This is a genomic window from Enterobacter cloacae complex sp. GYL001 (assembly GCF_049237125.1).
Taxonomy (GTDB): Bacteria; Pseudomonadota; Gammaproteobacteria; order Enterobacterales; family Enterobacteriaceae; genus Enterobacter; species Enterobacter hormaechei_C.
On sequence record NZ_JBMKGW010000001.1, the window covers coordinates 459,260 to 482,252 of the forward strand.

A 22,993-nucleotide genomic window follows, 5' to 3' on the forward strand; every position below is an offset into this window, starting at 1 on the left:
CTATGAGTGAATTTTCCCAGACAGTCCCCGAACTGGTTGCCTGGGCCAGGAAAAACGATTTCTCCATCTCGCTGCCGGTAGACAGACTCTCATTCCTGCTGGCGGTTGCGACGCTAAACGGCGAACGCCTGGATGGCGAAATGAGTGAAGGCGAACTGGTGGATGCGTTCCGCCACGTCAGTGATGCGTTTGAGCAAACCAGCGAAACCATTAGCGTGCGTGCCAACAACGCAATCAATGATATGGTGCGTCAACGTCTGCTGAACCGCTTTACCAGCGAGCAGGCGGAAGGAAACGCCATCTATCGTCTTACGCCACTGGGCATTGGCATTACCGACTATTACATCCGCCAGCGCGAATTTTCCACGCTGCGTCTCTCCATGCAGCTCTCTATTGTTGCAGGCGAGCTGAAGCGTGCCGCCGACGCGGCTGATGAAAACGGTGACGAATTCCACTGGCATCGCAACGTTTACGCGCCGCTGAAATATTCGGTTGCCGAGATTTTCGACAGTATCGATCTGACTCAACGTCTGATGGACGAACAGCAGCAGCAGGTGAAAGACGATATCGCTCAACTGCTTAATAAAGACTGGCGTGCGGCCATCTCCAGCTGTGAACTCTTGCTGTCAGAAACGTCGGGTACGCTGCGTGAGTTGCAGGATACGCTGGAGGCGGCGGGAGATAAGCTACAGGCCAATCTGCTGCGCATCCAGGACGCGACGATGGCGCACGACGATCTGCATTTTATCGACCGTCTGGTGTTTGATTTGCAGAGCAAGCTTGACCGCATTATCAGCTGGGGCCAGCAGTCGATCGACCTGTGGATCGGTTACGACCGCCACGTGCATAAATTTATCCGTACCGCCATCGATATGGATAAGAATCGCGTCTTTGCTCAACGTCTGCGCCAGTCGGTACAGACCTACTTCGATGCGCCGTGGGCGCTGACCTACGCCAACGCCGATCGTCTGCTGGATATGCGCGACGAAGAGATGGCGCTGCGTGATGAAGAGGTCACCGGTGAACTGCCGCCGGATCTGGAATACGAAGAATTTAACGAAATTCGCGAGCAGCTTGCGGCGATGATCGAAGAACAGCTCGCTGTCTACAAAACCAGACAAGCACCGCTGGATCTTGGCCTCGTGGTACGCGACTATCTGGCGCAGTATCCGCGCGCGCGCCACTTCGATGTTGCCCGCATTGTTGTAGACCAGGCGGTGCGCCTGGGCATCGCACAAGCCGATTTCACCGGACTGCCGCCGAAGTGGCAGCCGATTAACGATTACGGAGCCAAGGTACAGGCGCATGTCATTGACAAATATTGAACACGTGATGCCAGTTAAGCTGGCACAGGCGCTGGCGAATCCGTTGTTTCCGGCGCTGGATAGCCAGCTGCGTGCCGGTCGTCACATTGGCCTTGACGAGCTGGATAATCACGCCTTTTTGATGGACTTTCAGGAGTACCTGGAAGAGTTTTACGCTCGCTATAACGTTGAGCTGATCCGCGCGCCGGAAGGGTTTTTCTACCTGCGTCCGCGCTCTACCACGCTTATTCCGCGCTCGGTGCTTTCCGAACTGGATATGATGGTCGGCAAAATTCTCTGCTACCTCTATCTCAGCCCGGAACGTCTGGCGAATGAAGGGATCTTCACCCAGCAGGAGCTTTACGATGAGCTGCTGTCGCTGGCGGATGAAAGCAAGCTGCTCAAGCTGGTGAATAACCGCTCAACGGGGTCCGATCTGGACCGTCAGAAATTACAGGAAAAAGTTCGCTCTTCCCTGAACCGTCTGCGCCGTCTGGGAATGGTCTGGTTCATGGGTCACGACAGCAGCAAGTTCCGTATTACCGAATCGGTCTTCCGTTTTGGCGCCGATGTGCGTGCGGGTGACGATGCGCGTGAAGCGCAGCTGCGCATGATCCGTGACGGTGAAGCGATGCCGGTGGAAAACCATTTGCAGCTCAATGACGAGCACGAAGAGAATCAGCCGGATAGCGGGGAGGAAGAGTAATGATTGAACGCGGTAAATTTCGCTCACTAACGCTGATTAACTGGAACGGCTTCTTTGCCCGAACCTTCGATCTGGATGAGCTGGTGACAACGCTCTCCGGCGGTAACGGGGCGGGTAAATCCACCACCATGGCGGCCTTCGTGACGGCGCTGATCCCTGACCTGACCCTGCTGCACTTCCGTAACACCACCGAAGCGGGCGCCACGAGCGGCTCCCGCGATAAAGGTCTGCACGGTAAGCTGAAAGCGGGCGTCTGTTATTCCGTACTGGACGTGATCAACTCCCGTCATCAGCGCGTGGTTGTAGGCGTGCGCCTGCAACAGGTTGCCGGTCGCGACCGTAAAGTAGATATCAAACCGTTTGCGATCCAGGGACTACCAACCTCCGTACAGCCGACCGCGCTGCTGACGGAAACCCTGAATGAACGTCAGGCGCGCGTCCTCACGCTTCAGGAGCTGAAGGACAAGCTGGAAGCTATCGAAGGCGTGCAGTTTAAGCAGTTTAACTCCATTACCGACTACCACTCTCTGATGTTCGATCTCGGCGTGGTAGCCCGTCGTCTGCGCAGCGCGTCAGATCGTAGTAAATACTACCGTCTGATTGAAGCCTCCCTGTACGGCGGTATCTCCAGCGCCATTACGCGCTCCCTGCGCGACTACCTGCTGCCGGAAAACAGCGGCGTGCGTAAGGCTTTCCAGGATATGGAAGCCGCGCTGCGTGAAAACCGCATGACGCTGGAAGCGATTCGCGTCACACAGTCTGACCGCGACCTGTTTAAGCACCTGATCAGCGAAGCCACCAACTACGTGGCGGCGGACTATATGCGCCACGCCAACGAGCGCCGTATTCATCTCGATCAGGCGCTGGAATACCGCCGCGAGCTGTTTACCTCCCGCAAACAGCTGGTGGCTGAGCAGTATAAGCATGTCGAAATGGCGCGCGAACTGGGCGAGCACAACGGTGCGGAAGGGGATCTGGAAGCCGATTACCAGGCGGCCAGCGATCACCTGAACCTGGTGCAGACCGCGCTGCGTCAGCAGGAAAAAATCGAGCGCTATGAAGCCGATCTGGATGAGCTGCAAATTCGTCTTGAAGAGCAAAATGAAGTGGTGGCCGAAGCCGCCGATTTGCAGGAAGAGAACGAAGCCCGCGCGGAAGCCGCCGAGCTGGAAGTGGATGAGCTGAAAAGCCAGCTTGCTGATTACCAGCAGGCGCTGGACGTGCAGCAGACGCGTGCGATTCAGTACAACCAGGCATTGCAGGCGTTGCAGCGTGCCAAAGAGCTGTGCCATCTGCCGGACCTGACCCCGGAAAGCGCTGACGAATGGCTGGATACCTTCCAGGCCAAAGAGCAGGAAGCCACTGAGAAACTGCTTTCTCTCGATCAGAAAATGAGCGTGGCGCAAACGGCGCATAGCCAGTTTGAGCAGGCGTACCAGCTGGTGGTGGCGATTAACGGTCCGCTGGCGCGTAACGAAGCGTGGGACGTTGCCCGTGAGCTGCTGCGCGACGGCGTCAATCAACGCCATCTGGCCGAACAGGTGCAGTCGCTGCGCATGCGCCTGAACGAGCTGGAACAGCGTCTGCGTGAACAGCAGGAAGCCGAGCGTCTGCTGGCGGAATTCTGCAAGCGTCAGGGTAAAAATTACGATTTCGACGAGCTTGAGGCCCTGCACCAGGAGCTGGAAGCGCGTATTGCGGCCCTGTCGGATACCGTATCGAACGCCAGCGAACAGCGCATGACGCTGCGTCAGGAGCTGGAACAGCTTCAGTCCCGTTCGAAGACGCTCTTACAGCGTGCGCCGATCTGGCTGGCCGCACAAAGCAGCCTGAACCAGCTCAGCGAACAGTGTGGCCAGGAGTTTTCCTCCAGCCAGGACGTCACCGAATACATGCAACAGCTGCTGGAGCGCGAGCGTGAAGCGATTGTTGAGCGTGACGAAGTGGGTGCGCGCAAGCGTGACGTCGATGAAGAGATTGAGCGTTTAAGCCAGCCTGGCGGCTCAGAAGATCCGCGCCTGAATGCCTTAGCCGAGCGTTTCGGCGGCGTGCTGCTGTCTGAAATTTACGACGATGTCGGCCTGGACGATGCGCCGTACTTCTCCGCGCTGTACGGTCCATCCCGTAACGCGATTGTGGTGCCGGATCTGTCGCTGATTTCTGACCAGCTTGCAGGGCTGGAAGACTGCCCGGAAGATCTCTACCTCATCGAAGGGGATCCGCAGTCGTTTGATGACAGCGTATTCAGCGTCGACGAGCTGGAAAAAGCGGTGGTGGTGAAAATCGCCGATCGCCAGTGGCGCTATTCGCGCTTCCCGGAACTGCCGCTGTTTGGCCGCGCCGCGCGTGAAAACCGTATTGAAAGCCTGCACGCTGAGCGCGAAACGCTTTCTGAACGTTTTGCAACCCTGTCGTTTGATGTTCAAAAAACGCAGCGTCTGCATCAGGCGTTCAGCCGCTTTATCGGCAGCCACCTGGGCGTGGCCTTTGAGCCCGATCCGGAAGCTGAAATCCGCAAGCTCAACATCCGCCGTGGTGAGCTGGAGCGTGCGCTTGCCAGCCATGAAAATGACAACCAGCAAAGCCGCGTGCAGTTCGAGCAGGCGAAAGAGGGCGTTGCGGCCCTTAACCGCATCCTGCCGCGCCTGAACCTGCTGGCGGACGATACGCTCGCCGACCGCGTAGACGAAATTCAGGAACGTCTGGACGAAGCGCAGGAAGCGGCGCGCTTTGTGCAGCAGCACGGCAATCAGCTGGCAAAACTGGAGCCGATGGTTTCCGTTCTCCAGAGCGACCCGGAACAGTTTGAGCAGTTAAAAGAGGATTATGCCTGGTCACAGCAGGTGCAGCGCGAAGCGCGTCAGCAGGCGTTTGCCCTGACGGAAGTGGTGCAACGTCGCGCACACTTCGGCTACTCCGATTCAGCAGAAATGCTGAGCGGGAACAGCGATCTTAATGAAAAGCTGCGCCAGCGTCTTGAGCAGGCCGAAGCAGAGCGTACGCGCGCCCGTGAAGCGATGCGTACTCACGCCGCACAGCTGAGCCAGTACAGCCAGGTCATGGCCTCGCTGAAAAGCTCCTTCGACACCAAGAAAGAGCTGTTAAACGATCTGCATAAAGAGTTGCAGGACATCGGCGTTCGCGCCGACAGCGGTGCAGAAGAGCGGGCGCGTATTCGCCGCGATGAGCTGCATGCTCAGCTCAGCAACAACCGCGCGCGTCGTAATCAGCTGGAAAAAGCGCTGACCTTCTGTGAAGCAGAGATGGACAACCTGACGCGACGCCTGCGCAAGCTGGAGCGTGACTATCACGAGATGCGTGAACAGGTTGTGACCGCGAAGGCGGGGTGGTGCGCGGTGATGCGCATGGTGAAAGATAACAACGTGGAGCGTCGTCTGCATCGTCGCGAGCTGGCGTACCTGTCAGCCGATGAACTGCGCTCTATGTCGGATAAGGCGCTGGGCGCGCTGCGTCTGGCGGTGGCGGATAACGAACACCTGCGCGACGTGCTGCGTATGTCCGAAGATCCGAAGCGTCCTGAGCGCAAAATTCAGTTCTTCGTGGCGGTTTATCAGCACTTACGCGAGCGTATTCGTCAGGACATCATCCGTACCGACGATCCGGTGGAAGCGATCGAACAGATGGAGATCGAGCTGGGCCGTTTGACGGAGGAGCTGACCTCCCGCGAGCAGAAGCTGGCAATCAGCTCCCGCAGCGTGGCGAATATTATTCGTAAAACCATTCAACGCGAGCAGAACCGTATCCGTCAGCTGAACCAGGGCCTGCAAAGCGTGTCGTTTGGCCAGGTCAACAGCGTGCGGCTGAACGTGAACGTGCGTGAGGCGCACTCCACGCTGCTGGACGTGTTGTCTGAACAGCACGAACAGCATCAGGATCTGTTCAACAGTAACCGCCTGACCTTCTCCGAAGCGCTGGCGAAGCTATATCAGCGTCTGAATCCGCAGATTGACATGGGCCAGCGTACGCCGCAAACCATCGGCGAGGAGCTGCTGGACTACCGCAACTATCTGGAAATGGAAGTTGAGGTTAACCGTGGCTCAGACGGCTGGCTGCGCGCGGAATCCGGTGCGCTCTCTACCGGTGAAGCTATCGGTACCGGTATGTCGATTCTGGTGATGGTGGTGCAGAGCTGGGAAGATGAAGCGCGTCGTCTGCGCGGCAAAGACATCTCGCCATGCCGTCTGCTGTTCCTCGATGAAGCCGCGCGTCTCGACGCCCGCTCCATCGCCACGCTGTTTGAGCTTTGCGAGCGACTCGATATGCAGCTCATCATCGCGGCGCCGGAAAACATCAGTCCGGAAAAAGGGACAACCTATAAGCTGGTGCGTAAGGTGTTTCAGAACAGTGAACACGTACACGTCGTGGGCCTGCGTGGTTTCGCCCCGCAGCCACCGGAGTCATTACCGGGCACGGCTGACGCCTCTTAACCCGGGGTGCGACAAATAGCGGCGCTCATGCGCCGCTTTTTTATTCACTTAACTTGTGTTCAGGGCTGCGTTATCTTTAAACTTCTTTACATAAGGTAAGGCAGCAGCGAGTATGCCTTTCTATACTGAAGGAAAGCTCCAGAATAATGGGCATGTCGTGAAAAACAGGGGGCAAGGGATGTTGCTTAAGAAAAATCGTGGTCGTCAGCTGTCTGCGCTGAGTTTGTGCCTGACAGTGATGTTTGCTCCACTGTTTACCGCTCAGGCCGATGAGCCTGAAATTGTACCGACTGACAGCTCCGCGACGATGGGCGCGCAGCCGACGTCGCTGTCACAACCGCTGGATCAGTCTCCGGCGACGGCCATCATGGCCGACATTAAACCGCTGCCGGAAGGCATCGATACTGAATCATTACGCCAGCAGCTTATGACCGGCCTGCCCTCGGGCTATACTCCCGCTTATATTAACCAGCTCACGCTGCTTTACGCTGCGCGCGATATGAAACCGATGTGGGAAAATCGCGAGGCGGTACGAGCCTTCCAGCAGCAGCTGGCTGAAGTGGCGATTGCAGGCTTTCAGCCGCAGTTCACGACCTGGGTTGAGCTCCTGACCGACCCTGCCGTTACCGGACAGGCGCGTGACGTGGTGTTGTCTGATGCCATGATGGGCTACTTACAGTTTGTGGCGGGGATTTCGGTGAACGGCAACCGCTGGTTATACAGCAGTAAACCGTACAAGCTGGCGACGCCTGCGCTGTCCGTCATTAATCAGTGGCAGCTGTCGCTGGATAACGGCGAACTGCCGCGCTTTATCGCAAGCCTTGCGCCTGCCCATCCGCAATATGCCACGATGCATCAGTCGCTTCTTGAGCTGGTCGCGGATTCCCGCCCGTGGCCTCAGCTGCGTGGCACCACAACGCTGCGTCCGGGGCAGTGGAGCAGCGATGTGCCTGCGATCCGCGAAATTATGAAACGCTCCGGCATTCTCGACAGCGGCCCTAAAATTGCTCTGCCCGGTGACGAGACGCAAAATGCGGTCGTCAGCCCGTCGGCGCCGGTAAAAGAGAAAACGGCCGTTGCGTTGAGCAATAAGCCCGCCGCTTACGATCGCGAGCTGGTCGCCGCAGTGAAGCAGTTCCAGGCCGCGCAGGGGCTTGGCGCTGACGGCGTGATTGGTCCATCTACTCGCGACTGGCTGAACGTCTCTCCGGCCCAGCGGGCAGGGGTGCTGGCGTTGAATATCCAGCGCTTGCGCTTGCTGCCGGGCACGTTATCCACCGGCATTATGGTCAACATTCCGGCGTACTCCCTGGTCTACTATCAGGACGGTAGCGAAGTGCTGGCGTCCCGCGTGATTGTCGGCCGACCTGACCGAAAAACGCCAATGATGAGCAGCGCGCTGAATAACGTGGTGGTTAACCCGCCGTGGAACGTGCCGCCGACGCTGGCGCGCAAAGATATCCTGCCTAAGGTATGGAATGATCCGGGTTATCTGGAGCGACATAACTATACGGTGATGCGTGGCTGGAACAGCAAAGAAGCGATTGATCCCTGGATGGTCGACTGGTCAACGATTACGCCTTCGAACCTGCCGTTTCGTTTCCAGCAGGCACCTGGCGCACATAACTCGCTGGGACGTTACAAATTCAATATGCCAAGTTCGGACGCTATCTACCTGCATGATACCCCGAACCATAATCTGTTCCAGAAAGATGCACGCGCGCTCAGCTCGGGCTGTGTCCGCGTGAACAAGGCCTCCGAGCTGGCGAATATGCTGTTGCAGGATGCAGGCTGGAACGATACGCGGATATCAGATGCCCTGAAGCAGGGGGATACGCGTTACGTCAATATCCGCCACAATATTCCGGTCAATCTTTACTATCTGACGGCGTTTGTAGGCGCGGACGGACGCACCCAGTATCGTACAGATATTTACAATTATGATCTGACAGCGCGATCAGGCGCACAAATTTTGCCAAAAGCGGAACAATTAATCAGGTAAATGAAGTAGTTCGGTAAAAATGATTGTCGTAAGTTATGGTGAATATGAGGCGATCTGGCTGCAAGCCGCGTATTCACTGGGGTTGGGCGCCTTGACGTAGCAAGCTTTGCCAGTTATGGTGCCCTTCGTGCGCTAAGCATATTGACAATTTCTTTTACCTGTAGACCTGATTATCATGGACAAATTTGACGCTAATCGCCGCAAATTGCTGGCGTTAGGTGGCGTTGCGCTGGGCGCAGCAGCCATCCTTCCGACGCCAGCATTTGCCACCCTCTCGACACCTCGTCCGCGTATTTTAACGCTCAACAATCTGCATACTGGTGAGACGCTTAAAGCGGAATTTTTCGATGGCAGAGGCTATATTCAGGATGAATTAGCAAGACTCAACCATTTTTTCCGTGATTTCCGCGCGAATAAAATCAAAGCCATCGACCCTGGATTATTCGATCAGCTTTACCGCTTGCAGGGACTGCTGGGGACCAAAAGGCCGGTGCAACTCATTTCTGGCTATCGCTCTCTGGATACCAACAATGAACTGCGCGCCCACAGCCGTGGGGTAGCGAAAAAAAGCTATCACACTAAAGGGCAGGCGATGGATTTCCATATTGAAGGCGTTTCGTTAGCCAATATTCGCAAAGCGGCGTTATCTATGCGCGCAGGTGGTGTAGGATACTACCCACGTAGCAACTTTGTGCATATTGATACCGGGCCGGTTCGGCACTGGTAATAACGAAACACAGGAGCAGTATGAACTATCGTATTATTCCGGTTACCGCGTTCTCACAGAACTGTTCATTGATCTGGTGTGAACAAACTAAACTGGCCGCGCTTGTCGATCCCGGTGGAGACGCCGGGACAATCAAGCAGGAAGTCGCTGCCAGCGGTGTAACGCTGATGCAGATTTTACTCACCCATGGCCATCTCGACCATGTGGGTGCAGCGGCAGAACTGGCTGAACACTACGGTGTGCCGATTATCGGCCCGGAAAAAGAAGATGAGTTCTGGCTTCAGGGGCTACCTGCCCAAAGCCGTATGTTTGGTCTGGATGAGTGTCAGCCACTGACACCGGACCGCTGGCTGAACGAAGGCGATCGCGTTAACGTAGGGAATGTAACTTTACAGGTGTTGCATTGCCCAGGGCATACGCCCGGCCATATCGTCTTCTTTGATGACGTGTCGCGCCTGCTGATTTCCGGTGACGTGATTTTCAAAGGGGGCGTAGGACGCAGTGATTTCCCACGCGGCGATCACGGTCAGCTGATTCAGTCGATTAAGCAGAAGTTATTGCCGTTAGGTGATGATGTGACGTTTATCCCTGGACACGGACCGATGTCGACGCTGGGCGATGAGCGGTTGCATAACCCGTTCCTTCAGGATGAAATGCCTGTCTGGTAAACCCGGTAAAATAAAAAAGCCTGCGCGATGCAGGCTTTTTTTATGGGTGCAGGTTACAGCACCGCGACAATGGCTTCGCACAGCGGCGCCATGTTGTCAGGCGTCATACCTGCAACGTTCACGCGGCCAGAGGCAACGGCATACACGCCAAACTCTTCACGCAGGCGCAGCACCTGCTCTTTGGTCAGGCCGCTGAAGGAGAACATGCCGTTCTGCTTGATGATGAAGCTGAAGTCACGGTCAGCGCCTTTCTCAGCCAGCGTGTTCACAAACAGCAGACGCATGCGCTGAATGCGCTGACGCATATCGTTCAGCTCTTGCTCCCAGATTGCGCGCAGCGCATCGTTGCTCAGGATCGTCGCGACCACAGACGCACCGTGTGCCGGTGGGTTAGAGTAGTTAGCGCGGATCACGGACTTCATCTGGCTGAATGCGCGATCGACGGTTGCTTCGTCAGCAGCCACCAGCGTACAGGCGCCGACACGCTCGTTATACAGACCAAAGTTCTTGGAATAGGAGCTTGCGACAATCAGCTCCTGATGCACGGCGGCGAATGCGCGCAGACCTTCAGCATCTTCTTCCAGACCACGGGCAAAGCCCTGGTAAGCGAAGTCGAACAGCGGCAGCCAGCCTTTTTCAACGGACAGCTTAGCCAGCTGTTCCCACTGCTCAAGCGTAGGATCGATACCGGTTGGGTTATGGCAGCAGCCGTGGAACAGCACCACATCGCCCGCCTGGGCTTCGCTCAGGCTGGCCAGTAGACCGTCGAAATCCAGCGCGTGGTTTGCCGCGTCGTAGTAGGCGTATTCACGCACTTCCAGACCCGCAGAATTAAAAACGCTCTTGTGGTTCGGCCAGCTTGGATTGCTTACCCACACACGCTTCACAGAGGTGTTTTTCGCCAGGAAATCTGCCGCCACGCGCAGTGCGCCGGTACCGCCTGGGGTCTGCGCTGTGCGGGCGCGTTTTTCGCTCACAATGGTGCTGCCTTTGCCGAACAGCAGCTCCTGGGTGCAGCGACCAAATTCAGGGATACCATCAATACCGAGGTAGTTTTTGGTGGTTTCGTTTTCCAGCAGATACTGCTCAGCTTTTTTGACGCTGGTCAGTACCGGAGTTTTGCCGGTTTCATCTTTATATACACCAATACCCAGGTTGATTTTGCCAGGGCGGTCGTCGGCACGAAACAGATCGGCCAGGCCCAGAATTGGGTCGGCAGGAGCGGCAGTAATGTTCTCAAACATGACGAAGTTCCATTGTGATTACAGAAGTGAAATCCGCTATCAGGTTAACGGTAGATTTACAAAATGCCAACCGTTTGCGACGAAAAGCGTGCGGCTTTTCAAAAGTCGCTATTATTTTCTCTCAGGAATAAAAAAACAGGGCCGAAGCCCTGTTCATTAAGCATATAACAACGAGGTGTGCTGATTAGAACTGGTAAACCAGACCCAGAGCCACGATATCGTCGTTGTTGATGCCCAGCTTGTTGTCGTCTTTCAGCTGGTTGATCTGATAGTCAACATAGGTAGACATGTTTTTGTTGAAGTAGTATGTCGCACCAACGTCGATGTAGTTGATGTAGTCTTCGTCACCGATACCTTCTACGTCTTTCGCTTTAGATTTGTAGTAAGCGATGGATGGACGCAGACCGAAGTCGAACTGGTACTGAGCGACGACAGAGAAGTCCTGAGACTTGTTAGCGAAACCACGGCTGCCCAGACGCGCTGCGTTACGCATCTCGCCATAAATAGCTGCCAGGTAGATGTTGTTCGCGTCATATTTCAGGCCGGTTGCCCACTGTTCAGCTTTGTCACCTTTACCCCATTCCAGCGTCTGCTGGTTGTTGGTACGGTCAGCTGCACCATAAGCACCCACAATGCCGAAACCGTCGAAATCATAGCTCAGAGAGGTTGCCCAGCCGTCACCGTTGGAACGTACTGCATCATCACGTTCATTTTTGCCCAGGTACTGAACACCAAAGTTCAGACCGTCAACCAGGCCGAAGAAGTTGCTGTTACGGTAAGTCGCCAGACCACCCGTACGGCCTGCGAAGAAGTTATCGCTCGCGCCGGTGTCGCCGCCGAACTCAGGCAGCATATCGGTGATGCCGATTGCGTCATAGACCAGACCGTAGTTACGACCGTAGTCGAAGGAGCCTGCGTCACCAAATTTCAGACCTGCGAATGCCAGACGGGTTTTGTTGCCGTTCTGTGCATCGCCACCTTCAGAGTTGTTACCCTGGAAGTTGTATTCCCACTGACCGTAGCCAGTCAGCTGATCGTTGATCTGAGTTTCACCTTTGAAGCCCAGACGCGCGTAAGTGTTGTCGCCATCGTTGCCCGCGTAATCAGAGAAGTAATGCAGGCCAACTGCTTTCCCGTAAAGATCTAATTTGTTGCCGTCTTTGTTATAGATTTCAGCAGCGTTTGCTGCACCGGCTACCAGCAGGGCAGGGACTACCACTGCCAGGATATTGCGCTTCATCATTATTTATTACCCTCATTGGTTTTTTTATGACACTCGCCACTGCCGCCAATAAATTCTGTCAATAAATATTTCCGGAACTATTGATGAGAGTTAGGTGTCTTTATGTGTCTGACAGGCAGCTTTCCATTCATAGAACCGTTTCGCTACACTGAAAGTGCTACAATCTTCAAGATTCAGTTACCAAAAGAAAATATGTGTAACTAAATATGTATTTTTGGGAACTTTGTGAAGCACCTCAAATTTCAGTGCCGCCTGGCGAATTAAACATCCGCTTTATTCTTATATATATGATTTCCTTATATTTAATTTAGCTAAAGGCCTTTCGTATAAACAGAAGTTAAACGGCTCATTTTTTCTTATGATCGACAAAAGCCATCCAGATGGCTGTGAAATTGATTGTTTTTTATGCTAATGCGTAAGAATTGTTTTAAGCGCAATAAGAATGGGGTTATTTTTTTGTCTCAGGATATTTCGTGGAAACAAAACGTAACAGGTAGAGGTAATAGCGGGGTTGTGGTTTAAAGACGCTTACTTCTGACTGACGAAAACTGACATTGCAGGATAAAATAATGGCCAGCATTTGCTGGCCATTAATGATTTGGTCGGTTAGAAACTTGCGTTACGCGGTGTGCGTGGGAACGGAATCACATCACGTACGTTCTGAACACCTGTTACGTAAGCAATCAGACGTTCGAAGCCCAGGCCAAAGCCGGAGTGTGGAACGGTGCCGTAGCGACGGAGATCGCGATACCAGCTGTAGTCCGCCGGGTTAAGGCCCATCTCCTGCATACGCGCGTCCAGCACATCCAGGCGCTCTTCACGCTGGGAGCCACCGATGATCTCACCGATGCCCGGCGCGAGGACATCCATCGCGGCAACGGTTTTACCGTCTTCGTTAAGGCGCATATAGAACGCCTTAATGTCTTTCGGATAGTTTTTTACCACAACCGGTGCTTTAAAGTGCTTCTCTGCCAGATAACGTTCGTGCTCGGAGGAGAGATCCACGCCCCAGTAAACCGGGTTTTCGAATTTCTCGCCGCATTTTTCCAGGATAGCGACCGCGTCGGTGTAATCCACCTGCGCGAAGTCTGCGGAGACGAAGCGCTCAAGACGGGCGATGGCGTCGTTATCGACACGCTCAGCGAAGAATTTCATGTCGTCTGCACGCTCTTCGAGAACGGCTTTAAACACGTATTTCAGCATCGCTTCTGCCAGGGCTGCCGCGTCATTTAGATCGGCAAAGGCCACTTCCGGCTCCAGCATCCAGAATTCCGCCAGGTGACGGCTGGTGTTGGAGTTTTCCGCACGGAAGGTTGGGCCGAAGGTATAGATCTTAGACAGCGCACAGGCGTAGGTTTCACCGTTGAGCTGGCCGGAAACCGTCAGGAAGGCTTCTTTACCAAAGAAGTCTTTGTCGTAATCGACTTTACCTTCCGGCGTACGCGGCAGGTTTTCCATATCCAGCGTTGAAACGCGAAACATTTCACCTGCGCCTTCGGTATCGGAAGCCGTGATCAGCGGAGTAGAAACCCAGAAGTAACCCTGCTCGTCAAAGAAACGATGCAGCGCCTGCGCCAGCGTATGACGCACGCGGGCAACCGCACCAATCAGGTTGGTGCGCGGACGCAGGTGCGCGACTTCACGCAGATATTCGATGCTGTGACGCTTTGCAGCCATCGGGTAGGTGTCAGGATCTTCAACCCAGCCGGTCACTTCCACCGAGGTCGCCTGAATTTCGTAGCTCTGACCCTGGCCCGGAGAGGCCACCACAACACCGGTGACGATCACGGAACAGCCGGTTGTCAGGTGCAGAACGTCATCATTGTAATTGGGCAGAGAATTATTAATGACGGCCTGTACAGGATCAAAGCAGGAACCGTCATAGACGGCGAGGAAGGAGATGCCAGCTTTAGAATCTCGGCGAGTACGCACCCATCCGCGCACGGTGACCTCCTGGTCAACGGCGACACGGCCCTGGAGTACGTCGGCTACAGGCACAACGCTCATAATATTCTCTCTGTTAATAGTCGGAAAAAATAAACACTTGTCCGCCCTTATAGGGGGGATATCTATGTTACCTGCCATCCGCTATCAGACAAGTAAATTTCACCGTCTTAAGAGAAGAAATAAGAAATTAATAAGAGAAGGGGAGCCATGCAGGCTCCCCCGAAGCCGTTAACTGGCTTTTTTAACCTGAGGCAAATCGAAGGCTTTACGTAATGCGCGGACAAACGCTTTGTCATGGCAGATGGTTTTGCCCGGACTGTCGGAGAGCTTCGCGACCGGCTTACCGTTACATTCCACCAGTTTTATGACGATGTTCAGCGGTTTCACCTGAGGAATATCACAGGTTAACCGCGTACCAATCCCGAAACTCAGGTTCACCCGCGATGAGAAATGGCGATAAAGGTCGACGGCTTTCGCCAGGTCAAGGTTATCGGAGAAGACCAGCACCTTACTCATGGGGTCGATGCCCAGTTTTTCGTAATGGGCGATGGCTTTCTCACCCCATTCAACCGGGTCCCCGGAATCATGGCGCAAACCCTGGTAGCGTTCGGCAAACTCAGGGCCAAAGTCGCGCAGGAACGCGTCCATGGTAATGCAGTCGGTAAGGGCAATACCCAGCCGATCCGGGTATTCCTTTAGCCACGCGGCGAGGGCGGCGCGCTGGCTGTTGGCAAGGTCAGGGCTGATCTGCTGGTGCGCCTGGAACCATTCGTGCGCCTGGGTGCCCATCGGCGTTAAATCAAGGCGACGTGCCAGATCGTAGTTACTGGTGCCAACGAACCAAGGCTCCTGTTGCAGACGTCTGACAATGGCTTCCTGAACCTCGCGAGAGAAGCGGCGGCGCGTGCCAAAGTCCATCAGACGGAATCGGGACATATCCAGTCCTTCGGTCAGTCTGGAAAACTCAACGAGTTTATTCTCCAGAGCGGCAACCGCCTGCGTCACACCGGTTTCAGGGGAGCGATAGCGGTGGGCCAGCTCGCTGATCACGGCCAGAAGCGGCACTTCCCACATGATCACCTCACGCCACGGGCCGGTCAGACGAATGTCCAGCTTGCCGTTATCATTGGTGACGGTGACCTGTTCCGGGTTATAGCGGAACTCACGCAGCCAGTTCAGATAATCCGCTTTAAAGAAAGGCAGGCCTGAAAGCCACTGATATTCGTCATCGGTGAGCGCCAGATGCTGCATGGCCTCGACCTGTTCACGAATGGAATCTGCGTAGATACCCAGCAAGTCGTCACCCCGGCAGCGAAATTCCGCCGCAACATGGACATCATGATAGTGGTGAAACACGGCTTGCTGCATATGCAGCTTGTACGCGTCGGTATCCAGCAACGTATGCAGAACCGGAGAAGCGAATTGAGTCATAGGTGCGCTGTAGCATCCTCTCACGGGAGCGTTTAGTACAATAAACAACTCCGGAGTATACCCTGTTTAGTGATTTATTGAACCCCGATCACAACATAAGCACACTTTATGGTCGAGAGCATTTCGTGCCCCGTGTTATAAAAATGTAGCTAAAAAGGGCGTTGTGCCTGAAAAGATGAACATTCTGCATAGCGCGTTTTACACAACAGGAATATATTGAATCGTTACTCGACAAACGATGCATAAGGTTTTCTATGACACAACAGCCACAAGCTAAATACCGCCACGACTATCGTGCGCCGGAATACCTGATAAGCGATATCGATCTGACTTTCGACCTGGATGCCACAAAAACCGTGGTGACGGCGATAAGCCAGGTGACGCGCCAGAGCGCGACTGCCGTGCCGCTGCGTCTGGATGGTGAAGACCTGACGTTGGTTTCCCTGCATATTAACGATGAAGCCTGGTCAGACTATAAAGAAGAAGGCAACCAGCTGGTCATCGACAACCTGCCGGAACGCTTTACCCTGCGCATCGTGAATGAAATTAGCCCTGCCGCCAATACCGCGCTGGAAGGACTTTACCAGTCAGGCGTAGCCCTGTGTACCCAGTGTGAAGCCGAAGGTTTCCGCCACATTACCTGGTATCTGGATCGCCCGGACGTCCTGGCGCGCTTTACCACCAAAATTATTGCCGACAAAACGCTGTACCCGTACCTGCTTTCCAACGGCAACCGGATTGCTGAAGGGGAACTGGAGAATGGCCGTCACTGGGTACAGTGGCAGGATCCGTTCCCGAAACCCTGCTATCTGTTTGCGCTGGTGGCGGGAGATTTCGATGTCCTGCGCGACACCTTTAAAACGCGCTCTGGCCGTGAAGTCGCGCTGGAGCTGTTCGTGGACCGTGGCAACCTTGACCGCGCACCGTGGGCAATGACCTCCCTCATCAACTCCATGAAGTGGGATGAAACGCGCTTTGGCCTCGAATATGACCTCGACATCTATATGATCGTTGCGGTCGATTTCTTCAACATGGGCGCGATGGAGAATAAAGGCCTTAACATCTTTAACTCTAAATACGTGCTGGCGCGTACCGATACCGCCACGGATAAAGATTACCTCGATATCGAACGCGTTATCGGCCACGAATATTTCCATAACTGGACCGGGAACCGCGTCACCTGTCGCGACTGGTTCCAGCTGAGCCTGAAAGAGGGCTTAACCGTCTTCCGCGATCAGGAGTTCAGCTCCGATCTGGGATCGCGGGCGGTGAACCGCATCAACAACGTGCGCACCATGCGTGGTCTGCAATTTGCAGAAGATGCCAGCCCAATGGCGCACCCGATCCGCCCGGATAAAGTCATTGAGATGAATAACTTCTACACCCTGACGGTGTATGAAAAAGGCGCTGAAATTATCCGTATGATCCACACCCTGCTGGGTGAAGAGAATTTCCAGAAAGGGATGCAGCTCTACTTCGAACGCCACGACGGCAGTGCGGCCACCTGCGACGATTTCGTCCAGGCGATGGAGGACGCCTCTAACGTCGATCTGTCTCATTTCCGCCGCTGGTACAGCCAGGCCGGTACGCCGATTGTGACGGTCAAAGACGACTACAACCCGGAAACCGAGCAGTACACGCTGACCATCAGCCAGCGCACGCCGCCAACGGCCGAGCAGGAAGAGATACATCCGCTGCACATTCCGTTCAGCGTTGAGCTATACGACAACGAAGGCAACGTGATCCCGTTACAGAAGGGCGGCCACCCGGTGCATAACGTGCTGAACGTGACCCAGGCAGAGCAGACCTTTATCTTCGATAACGTCTATTTCCAGCCCGTTCCTGCCCTGCTGTGCGAATTCTCCGCGCCGGTGAAACTCGAATATAAGTGGAGCGATCAGCAGCTGACGTTCCTGATGCGTCACGCGCGCAACGATTTCTCGCGCTGGGATGCGGCACAAAGCCTGCTGGCGACCTACATCAAGCTGAACGTCAACCGTTACCAGCAGGGCCAGCCGCTGACGTTGCCGGTTCATGTGGCAGACGCGTTCCGTGCCATCCTGCTGGATGAGAACATTGACCCGGCGCTGGCGGCTGAAATTTTGACGCTGCCTTCTGCGACTGAAATCGCCGAGCTGTTTGACATCATCGACCCGATTGCCATCGTCGCCGTGCGTGAAGCGCTGACCCGCACGCTGGCGACCGAACTGGCAGATGAGTTCCTCGCCATTTACAACGCCAACAAGCTGGACGCGTATCGGGTGGAACATGCGGATATCGGTAAACGTTCCCTGCGCAATACCTGCCTGCGCTATCTGGCGTTTGGTGAGGCAGAGCTGGCGAACACGCTGGTCAGCAAGCAGTACCACGAAGCCGATAACATGACGGATGCCCTGGCCGCGCTGGCCGCAAGCGTTGCCGCCGAGCTGCCGTGCCGCGATGCGCTGATGCAGGAGTACGACGACAAGTGGTATCAGGATGGTCTGGTGATGGACAAGTGGTTCATCCTTCAGGCCACCAGCCCGGCAGCCGATGTACTCAGCAAAGTACGCAGCCTGCTGAAGCACCGTTCGTTCACCATGAGCAACCCGAACCGCGTCCGCTCTCTGATTGGTGCCTTCGCCAGCAGCAACCCGGCCGCGTTCCATGCCGAAGACGGCAGCGGTTATCAGTTCATGGTTGAAATGCTGACCGAGCTGAACAGCCGTAACCCGCAGGTGGCGTCTCGTCTGATTGAGCCGCTGATCCGCCTGAAACGTTACGATGCGCAGCGTCAGGCGAAAATGCGCGCCGCGCTTGAGCAGCTGAAAGGGCTGGAAAATCTGTCTGGCGATCTGTACGAGAAGATTGCTAAGGCGCTGGCCTGATGTAAAAAAGCCCGGTGGCGCTACGCTTACCGGGCCTACGTGGGGTCGCGGGGCATCGGTTTTCTCCCTCTCCCACAGGGAGAGGGCCGGGGTGAGGGCATCAGGCATTAGCCTTTATCCGCTGAATCTCCGCTTCCCCACGTTTCATCACCCGATCCAGTACTTCGGCTTCCAGCTCCGCCAGTCTGGCCGATCCCACGCGGCGAGGACGTGGAATATCTACCGTCAGATCCAGACCAATTTTGCCCTCTTCTATTAACAGCACCCTCTCTGCCATTGCCACGGCTTCACTGACATCATGCGTCACCAGCAGTACCGTAAAGCCGTGCGTCTGCCAGAGGGTTTCAATCAGATCCTGCATCTCGATCCGCGTCAGGGCATCAAGCGCGCCGAGCGGTTCATCGAGCAGCAACAGGCCGGGACGGTGAATCAGCGCGCGTGCCAGCGCTACGCGCTGCTTTTGTCCACCCGACAGGGCCGCAGGCCACTCTCCCGCGCGATTCTCCAGCCCTACCGCTGCGAGTGCCTGCCGGGCGTCCTCCCGCCAGCTGCCCTTCAGGCCCAGCCCGACGTTATCCATCACCGTTTTCCACGGCAGCAGACGCGCGTCCTGAAACATCATGCGCGTATCATCCTGAATCGTGGCCAGCGGCGTAGTGCCTGCCAGAATGTCACCGCTGTTTGGCGCTTCCAGCCCGGCTAAAAGACGCAGCAGGGTACTCTTGCCGCCACCGCTGCGGCCGACAACGGCCACGAACTGTCCGGCAGGAATATGCAGATCCAGTGCATTCAGAATGGTGTTGTCGCCGTAGCGTTTGGTCACGCCGTTCAGCAGTAACGGTGTTCCCTGGTTCAGTCGTGCAGTATTCATGCTTTCGCCTCCTGAGCGGTGTAGGCCGGGTTCCAGCGCAGCCAGCTACGTTCCAGCCACTGGGCGCTGACGTCCGCAAGTTTGCCGAGCAGGGCATAAAGGATAATGGCAACCACCACCACGTCCGTTTGCAGGAACTCGCGGGCGTTCATCGCCAGATAACCAATGCCGGAGTTAGCCGAAATGGTTTCCGCCACGATCAGGGTTAGCCACATCAGGCCGAGCGCAAAACGCACCCCAACCATAATGGAGGGCAGGGCGCCCGGCAGGATCACATGGGTAAACAGGGCAAAACCTGACAGGCCATAGCTGCGGGCCATCTCCACCAGACCGCGATCGATATTACGGATCCCATGCCAGGTATTGATATAAATCGGGAATAACGTTCCCAGCGCCACGAGGAAAATTTTGGCGCTCTCATCAATGCCAAACCACAGGATAACCAGCGGAATAAGCGCCAGATGCGGCACGTTGCGCAGCATCTGAACGGAGGTATCCAGCAGCCGCTCACCCCAGCGTGACAGGCCGCTGATCAGCCCCAGCGTCAGGCCGATGCTTCCGCCTATCGAAAAGCCAATTACCGCGCGCCAGGAGCTGATGGCAAGATGTTGCCACAGCTCACCGCTTGCGCTTAGCGACCAGAACGCTTCCACAACGCCCTCCGGAGAGGGCAAAATGCGGCTCGACAGCCAGCCAGTTGAAGACGCCAGTTGCCAGACGAGGACAATGCCGACGGGCAGAAACCACGGCGCGGCGCGCAGCAGCCATTTTTGTGCGGTTGCAGACATGGTGGCTCCTTAGCTTTGCGCGACTTTTCTCGGGATAAACGCGTTCGCCACGGCTTCGCCCTGCAACTGAAGCTGACGTGGCTGCGGAATTTCCGGGATAGCGACATCCAGATGCGGGAACAGCAGTTCACCCACCTTGTACGCCTCCTCCAGATGTGGGTAGCCAGACAGGATAAAGCTGTCGATCCCCAGCGCCGCGTATTCATTAATGCGTGCCGCTACGGTTGGACCGTCGCCGACCAGTGCCGTGCCGGCGCCTCCGCGCACCAGACCTACCCCGGCCCACAGGTTCGGGCTGATCTCAAGATTTTCACGCTTGCCGTTGTGCAGGGAAGCCATCCGGTGCTGGCCCACGGAGTCGGTTTTGGCAAACGCCGCCTGTGCTTTAGCGATAGTGTCGTCGTCCAGATGAGCGATCAGACGGTCGGCGGCTTGCCAGGCCTCGTCGTTGGTTTCGCGTACGATCACGTGCAGGCGAATGCCGAAGCGTACCGTACGGCCATGTTCTGCGGCTTTAGCGCGTACCTGAGCAATTTTCTCTTTCACCAGCTCCGGTGGCTCGCCCCAGGTCAGATAGAGATCGACCTGCTCAGCCGCCAGCTCCTGCGCCACGTCCGACGATCCGCCGAAATAGAGGGGAGGGCGCGGCTGCTGTACCGGCGGGAAGTAGAGCTGTGCATCGCGAACGTGGATATGTTTCCCTTCGAAGGTGACGGTTTCCCCTTCCAGCAGACGTCGCCAGACGCGGGTGAACTCTGCGGAGGCTTCATAGCGCTCGGTATGGTCGAGGAAGACGCCATCGCCCGCCAGCTCCTGCGGATCGCTGCCCGTCACCAGGTTGAACAGCGCACGGCCGTTGGAAAGCCTGTCCAGCGTTGCCGCCTGACGCGCCGCGACGGTGGGCGACACCACGCTCGGGCGCAAGGCTACCAGGAATTTCAGACGCTGGGTGACGGGGATCATTGACGCGGCAACCAGCCACGCATCCTCACACGAGCGGCCCGTCGGGATCAGTACCCCGGTAAAACCGATGCGGTCTGCCGCCTGGGCGATCTGCTGTAGATAGCCGTGATCGACCGGGCGGGCGCCTTCTTCTGTGCCAAGATAGTGTCCATCACCGTGGGTGGGTAAAAACCAGAAAAGATTCAGACTCATGATTTTTTTCCTTCAATGCCAGCGGGTTGCCAGATGCGTTCGCGAATATTCACCTGCTTTGGAACCAGGCGGTTTTGATAAAAGAGGTCTGCCGTTTGCTGCTGGAGAGCGGCAACGTGGGCGTCAACCGGTGCTATGGTGGTGGGAGGACGGTGGTCAAGATAAGTGGCGATCACCGGTTCAGGCAGGCCCATGGTTTTTGCCAGCAGCGTGATGCTCTGCTGACGCTGGCTTTGGGTCAGCGCATCGGCCTGAGAGAAGGTATCCAGCACCTGCTGAATAAATGCGCCATTTTTCTCAGCGTAAGGACGTGCCGCCAGGTAGAACGAACCGGTCTGCTTCAGGGTGGTGCCGTCTTTCAGCACCCGCACACCGCCCTGCAACAGTGCGGCGGAGTAGTACGGATCCCAGATAGCCCAGGCATCAACATTTTTTTGCTGAAACGCCGCGCGCGCATCGGCAGGCGTCAGGTAAACGGGCTGGATATCGGTGAATTTTAGGCCGGCCTCCTGCAACGCGCGCAGCAGCAGGTTGTGCGAGCTGGAACCTTTCTGGAAAGCAACCTTACGGCCTTTGAGGTCGGCGACGCTTTTGATCTCACTGTTTTCCGGCACCAAAATAACCTCTGCCTTCGGCTTGGCGGGCTCAACGCCAACGTAAACCAGATCCGCCCCGGCAGCCTGCGCAAAGATTGGCGGGATATCGCCGGTGCTGCCTAAATCAATACTCCCGACGTTCAGCGCCTCCAGCATCTGTGGTCCGGCAGGGAACTCGACCCATGAGAATTTGGTCTCCGGGAAACGCTTCTCAAGCAACGCATGGCTTTTCGCCAATACCATGCTGACGCTGCCTTTCTGATAACCGATACGCAGGCTCTCCGGCGCTTTCTCCGCCGCCTGAGCCAGCGACGCCACTGCCAGCAGACCTGCCAGCCCGATACGGGTAACTGTTTTAAACATGCGCCACTCCTTGTGATTGATGAAATGCTGCCGCGTGGCGATCCCGACGGTTCAGGGCGTGCCAGAAGGTTTCGAGCGCACTGTCGAGGCGGGTTTGCAGATTCGGCGTGAAATGGGGTTTATGCTGGTAGTCGATTACCTGTGAGTCGTCAGCGAAGACGCCATGCAGGATCTCCTGCGCTTTCAGCGCGTTCAGAACCGGCTTGAGGGCATAATCCACCGCCAGTAAATGAGCTACCGTACCGCCTGTGGCCAGCGGCAGGACGACCTTACCGTCCAGCGCGCGTTCGGGCAGCAGATCGAGCAGCGTTTTCAGTGCGCCGGAAAAAGAGGCTTTATAAATCGGTGTCGCGACGACCAGCCCGTCAGCACTCTTAAGTTGTTCGATCAGGGTTTTCAGCGCCGGGCTGTCGAAACGGGCGTAGAGCAGATCTTCAGGCGCGAAATTGTGCAAATTCCAGTGACACACTTCGACATCCAGAGCATTAAGCTTTTCGCGAGCGTATTCCAGCAGTGCGCTGGAGCGAGAGGGGAAGCGGGGGCTTCCGGCCAGGGTAATGACGCGCATGGTTGCTCCTTATAACTAATTGTTTGCTTTTATCTAACATTCATAACAATTTTCAGGAGTGTGAC

At 55.9% G+C, this 22,993-nt stretch carries 16 protein-coding genes; 7 read left to right on the forward strand and 9 right to left on the reverse strand.

Annotated elements, in window-relative coordinates:
• The first annotated feature begins 2 nt into the window (after nt 1-2).
• The 6 genes from mukF (at nt 3) to ACOTWU_RS02155 (ending at nt 9,855) form a co-directional block, all read left to right on the forward strand.
• Nucleotides 3-1,325: a chromosome partition protein MukF gene (gene mukF, locus ACOTWU_RS02130; RefSeq protein WP_015570962.1), complete on the forward strand. Its 1,323-nt coding sequence runs from the start codon at nt 3-5 to the stop codon at nt 1,323-1,325.
• Entirely contained in the window at nt 1,306-2,010 is a 705-nt protein-coding gene (gene mukE, locus ACOTWU_RS02135) for a chromosome partition protein MukE (RefSeq protein ID WP_017384823.1), read from the forward strand. Before mukF ends, mukE begins: the two co-directional genes overlap by 20 nt.
• On the forward strand, nt 2,010-6,458 hold the full coding sequence (gene mukB / locus ACOTWU_RS02140) for a chromosome partition protein MukB (protein ID WP_252049315.1): 4,449 nt from the start codon (nt 2,010-2,012) through the stop codon (nt 6,456-6,458). The genes mukE and mukB overlap by 1 nt, the downstream gene beginning before the upstream one ends.
• 178 nt (nt 6,459-6,636) lie before the next feature.
• Entirely contained in the window at nt 6,637-8,460 is a 1,824-nt protein-coding gene (ldtD, locus tag ACOTWU_RS02145) for a L,D-transpeptidase (protein WP_126498955.1), read from the forward strand.
• A 175-nt stretch (nt 8,461-8,635) separates the two neighbouring features.
• The gene (locus ACOTWU_RS02150) at nt 8,636-9,187 is read left to right on the forward strand and encodes a YcbK family protein (protein WP_003858202.1); all 552 of its coding nucleotides are present in this window, start codon (nt 8,636-8,638) and stop codon (nt 9,185-9,187) included.
• 20 nt (nt 9,188-9,207) lie between these two features.
• On the forward strand, nt 9,208-9,855 hold the full coding sequence (locus tag ACOTWU_RS02155; RefSeq protein WP_032619969.1) for an MBL fold metallo-hydrolase: 648 nt from the start codon (nt 9,208-9,210) through the stop codon (nt 9,853-9,855).
• A gap of 53 nt (nt 9,856-9,908) precedes the next feature.
• Here the strand turns inward: ACOTWU_RS02155 and ACOTWU_RS02160 are convergent, their stop codons facing one another.
• The 4 genes from ACOTWU_RS02160 to pncB form a co-directional block, all read right to left on the reverse strand.
• Nucleotides 9,909-11,099 (reverse strand): amino acid aminotransferase, encoded by a 1,191-nt coding sequence (locus tag ACOTWU_RS02160; protein ID WP_017384820.1) that lies wholly within the window; start codon nt 11,097-11,099, stop codon nt 9,909-9,911.
• A 184-nt stretch (nt 11,100-11,283) separates the two neighbouring features.
• The gene (ompF, locus tag ACOTWU_RS02165; protein ID WP_017384819.1) at nt 11,284-12,342 is read right to left on the reverse strand and encodes a porin OmpF; all 1,059 of its coding nucleotides are present in this window, start codon (nt 12,340-12,342) and stop codon (nt 11,284-11,286) included.
• 606 nt (nt 12,343-12,948) lie between these two features.
• On the reverse strand, nt 12,949-14,349 hold the full coding sequence (gene asnS, locus ACOTWU_RS02170; RefSeq protein WP_015570955.1) for an asparagine--tRNA ligase: 1,401 nt from the start codon (nt 14,347-14,349) through the stop codon (nt 12,949-12,951).
• 168 nt (nt 14,350-14,517) lie between these two features.
• Nucleotides 14,518-15,720 (reverse strand): nicotinate phosphoribosyltransferase, encoded by a 1,203-nt coding sequence (pncB, locus tag ACOTWU_RS02175; protein ID WP_045344713.1) that lies wholly within the window; start codon nt 15,718-15,720, stop codon nt 14,518-14,520.
• Between the two features lie 254 nt (nt 15,721-15,974).
• Between pncB and pepN the strand changes: the two genes are divergently transcribed.
• The gene (gene pepN / locus ACOTWU_RS02180; RefSeq protein ID WP_126498954.1) at nt 15,975-18,587 is read left to right on the forward strand and encodes an aminopeptidase N; all 2,613 of its coding nucleotides are present in this window, start codon (nt 15,975-15,977) and stop codon (nt 18,585-18,587) included.
• Nucleotides 18,588-18,687: 100 nt separating this feature from the next.
• On the opposite strand, the gene ssuB is transcribed toward pepN, so the two are convergent.
• Genes ssuB through ssuE form a run of 5 tightly spaced genes read right to left on the reverse strand, consistent with a single transcriptional unit; the run spans nt 18,688 to nt 22,928 of the window.
• Entirely contained in the window at nt 18,688-19,458 is a 771-nt protein-coding gene (gene ssuB / locus ACOTWU_RS02185) for an aliphatic sulfonates ABC transporter ATP-binding protein (protein WP_126498953.1), read from the reverse strand.
• Nucleotides 19,455-20,246 carry an aliphatic sulfonate ABC transporter permease SsuC gene (gene ssuC, locus ACOTWU_RS02190; protein WP_003858185.1) on the reverse strand — a complete coding sequence of 264 codons (792 nt, stop codon included), beginning with the start codon at nt 20,244-20,246 and terminating at the stop codon, nt 19,455-19,457. Before ssuC ends, ssuB begins: the two co-directional genes overlap by 4 nt.
• Nucleotides 20,247-20,255: 9 nt before the next feature.
• Entirely contained in the window at nt 20,256-21,401 is a 1,146-nt protein-coding gene (gene ssuD / locus ACOTWU_RS02195) for an FMNH2-dependent alkanesulfonate monooxygenase (RefSeq protein WP_017384817.1), read from the reverse strand.
• On the reverse strand, nt 21,398-22,360 hold the full coding sequence (locus ACOTWU_RS02200; protein WP_047717613.1) for a sulfonate ABC transporter substrate-binding protein: 963 nt from the start codon (nt 22,358-22,360) through the stop codon (nt 21,398-21,400). The genes ssuD and ACOTWU_RS02200 overlap by 4 nt, the downstream gene beginning before the upstream one ends.
• A complete protein-coding gene (ssuE, locus tag ACOTWU_RS02205; RefSeq protein WP_003858180.1) occupies nt 22,353-22,928 on the reverse strand; it encodes an NADPH-dependent FMN reductase in 576 nt (191 codons plus the stop codon). Before ssuE ends, ACOTWU_RS02200 begins: the two co-directional genes overlap by 8 nt.
• Between the last annotated feature and the right edge of the window lie 65 nt (nt 22,929-22,993).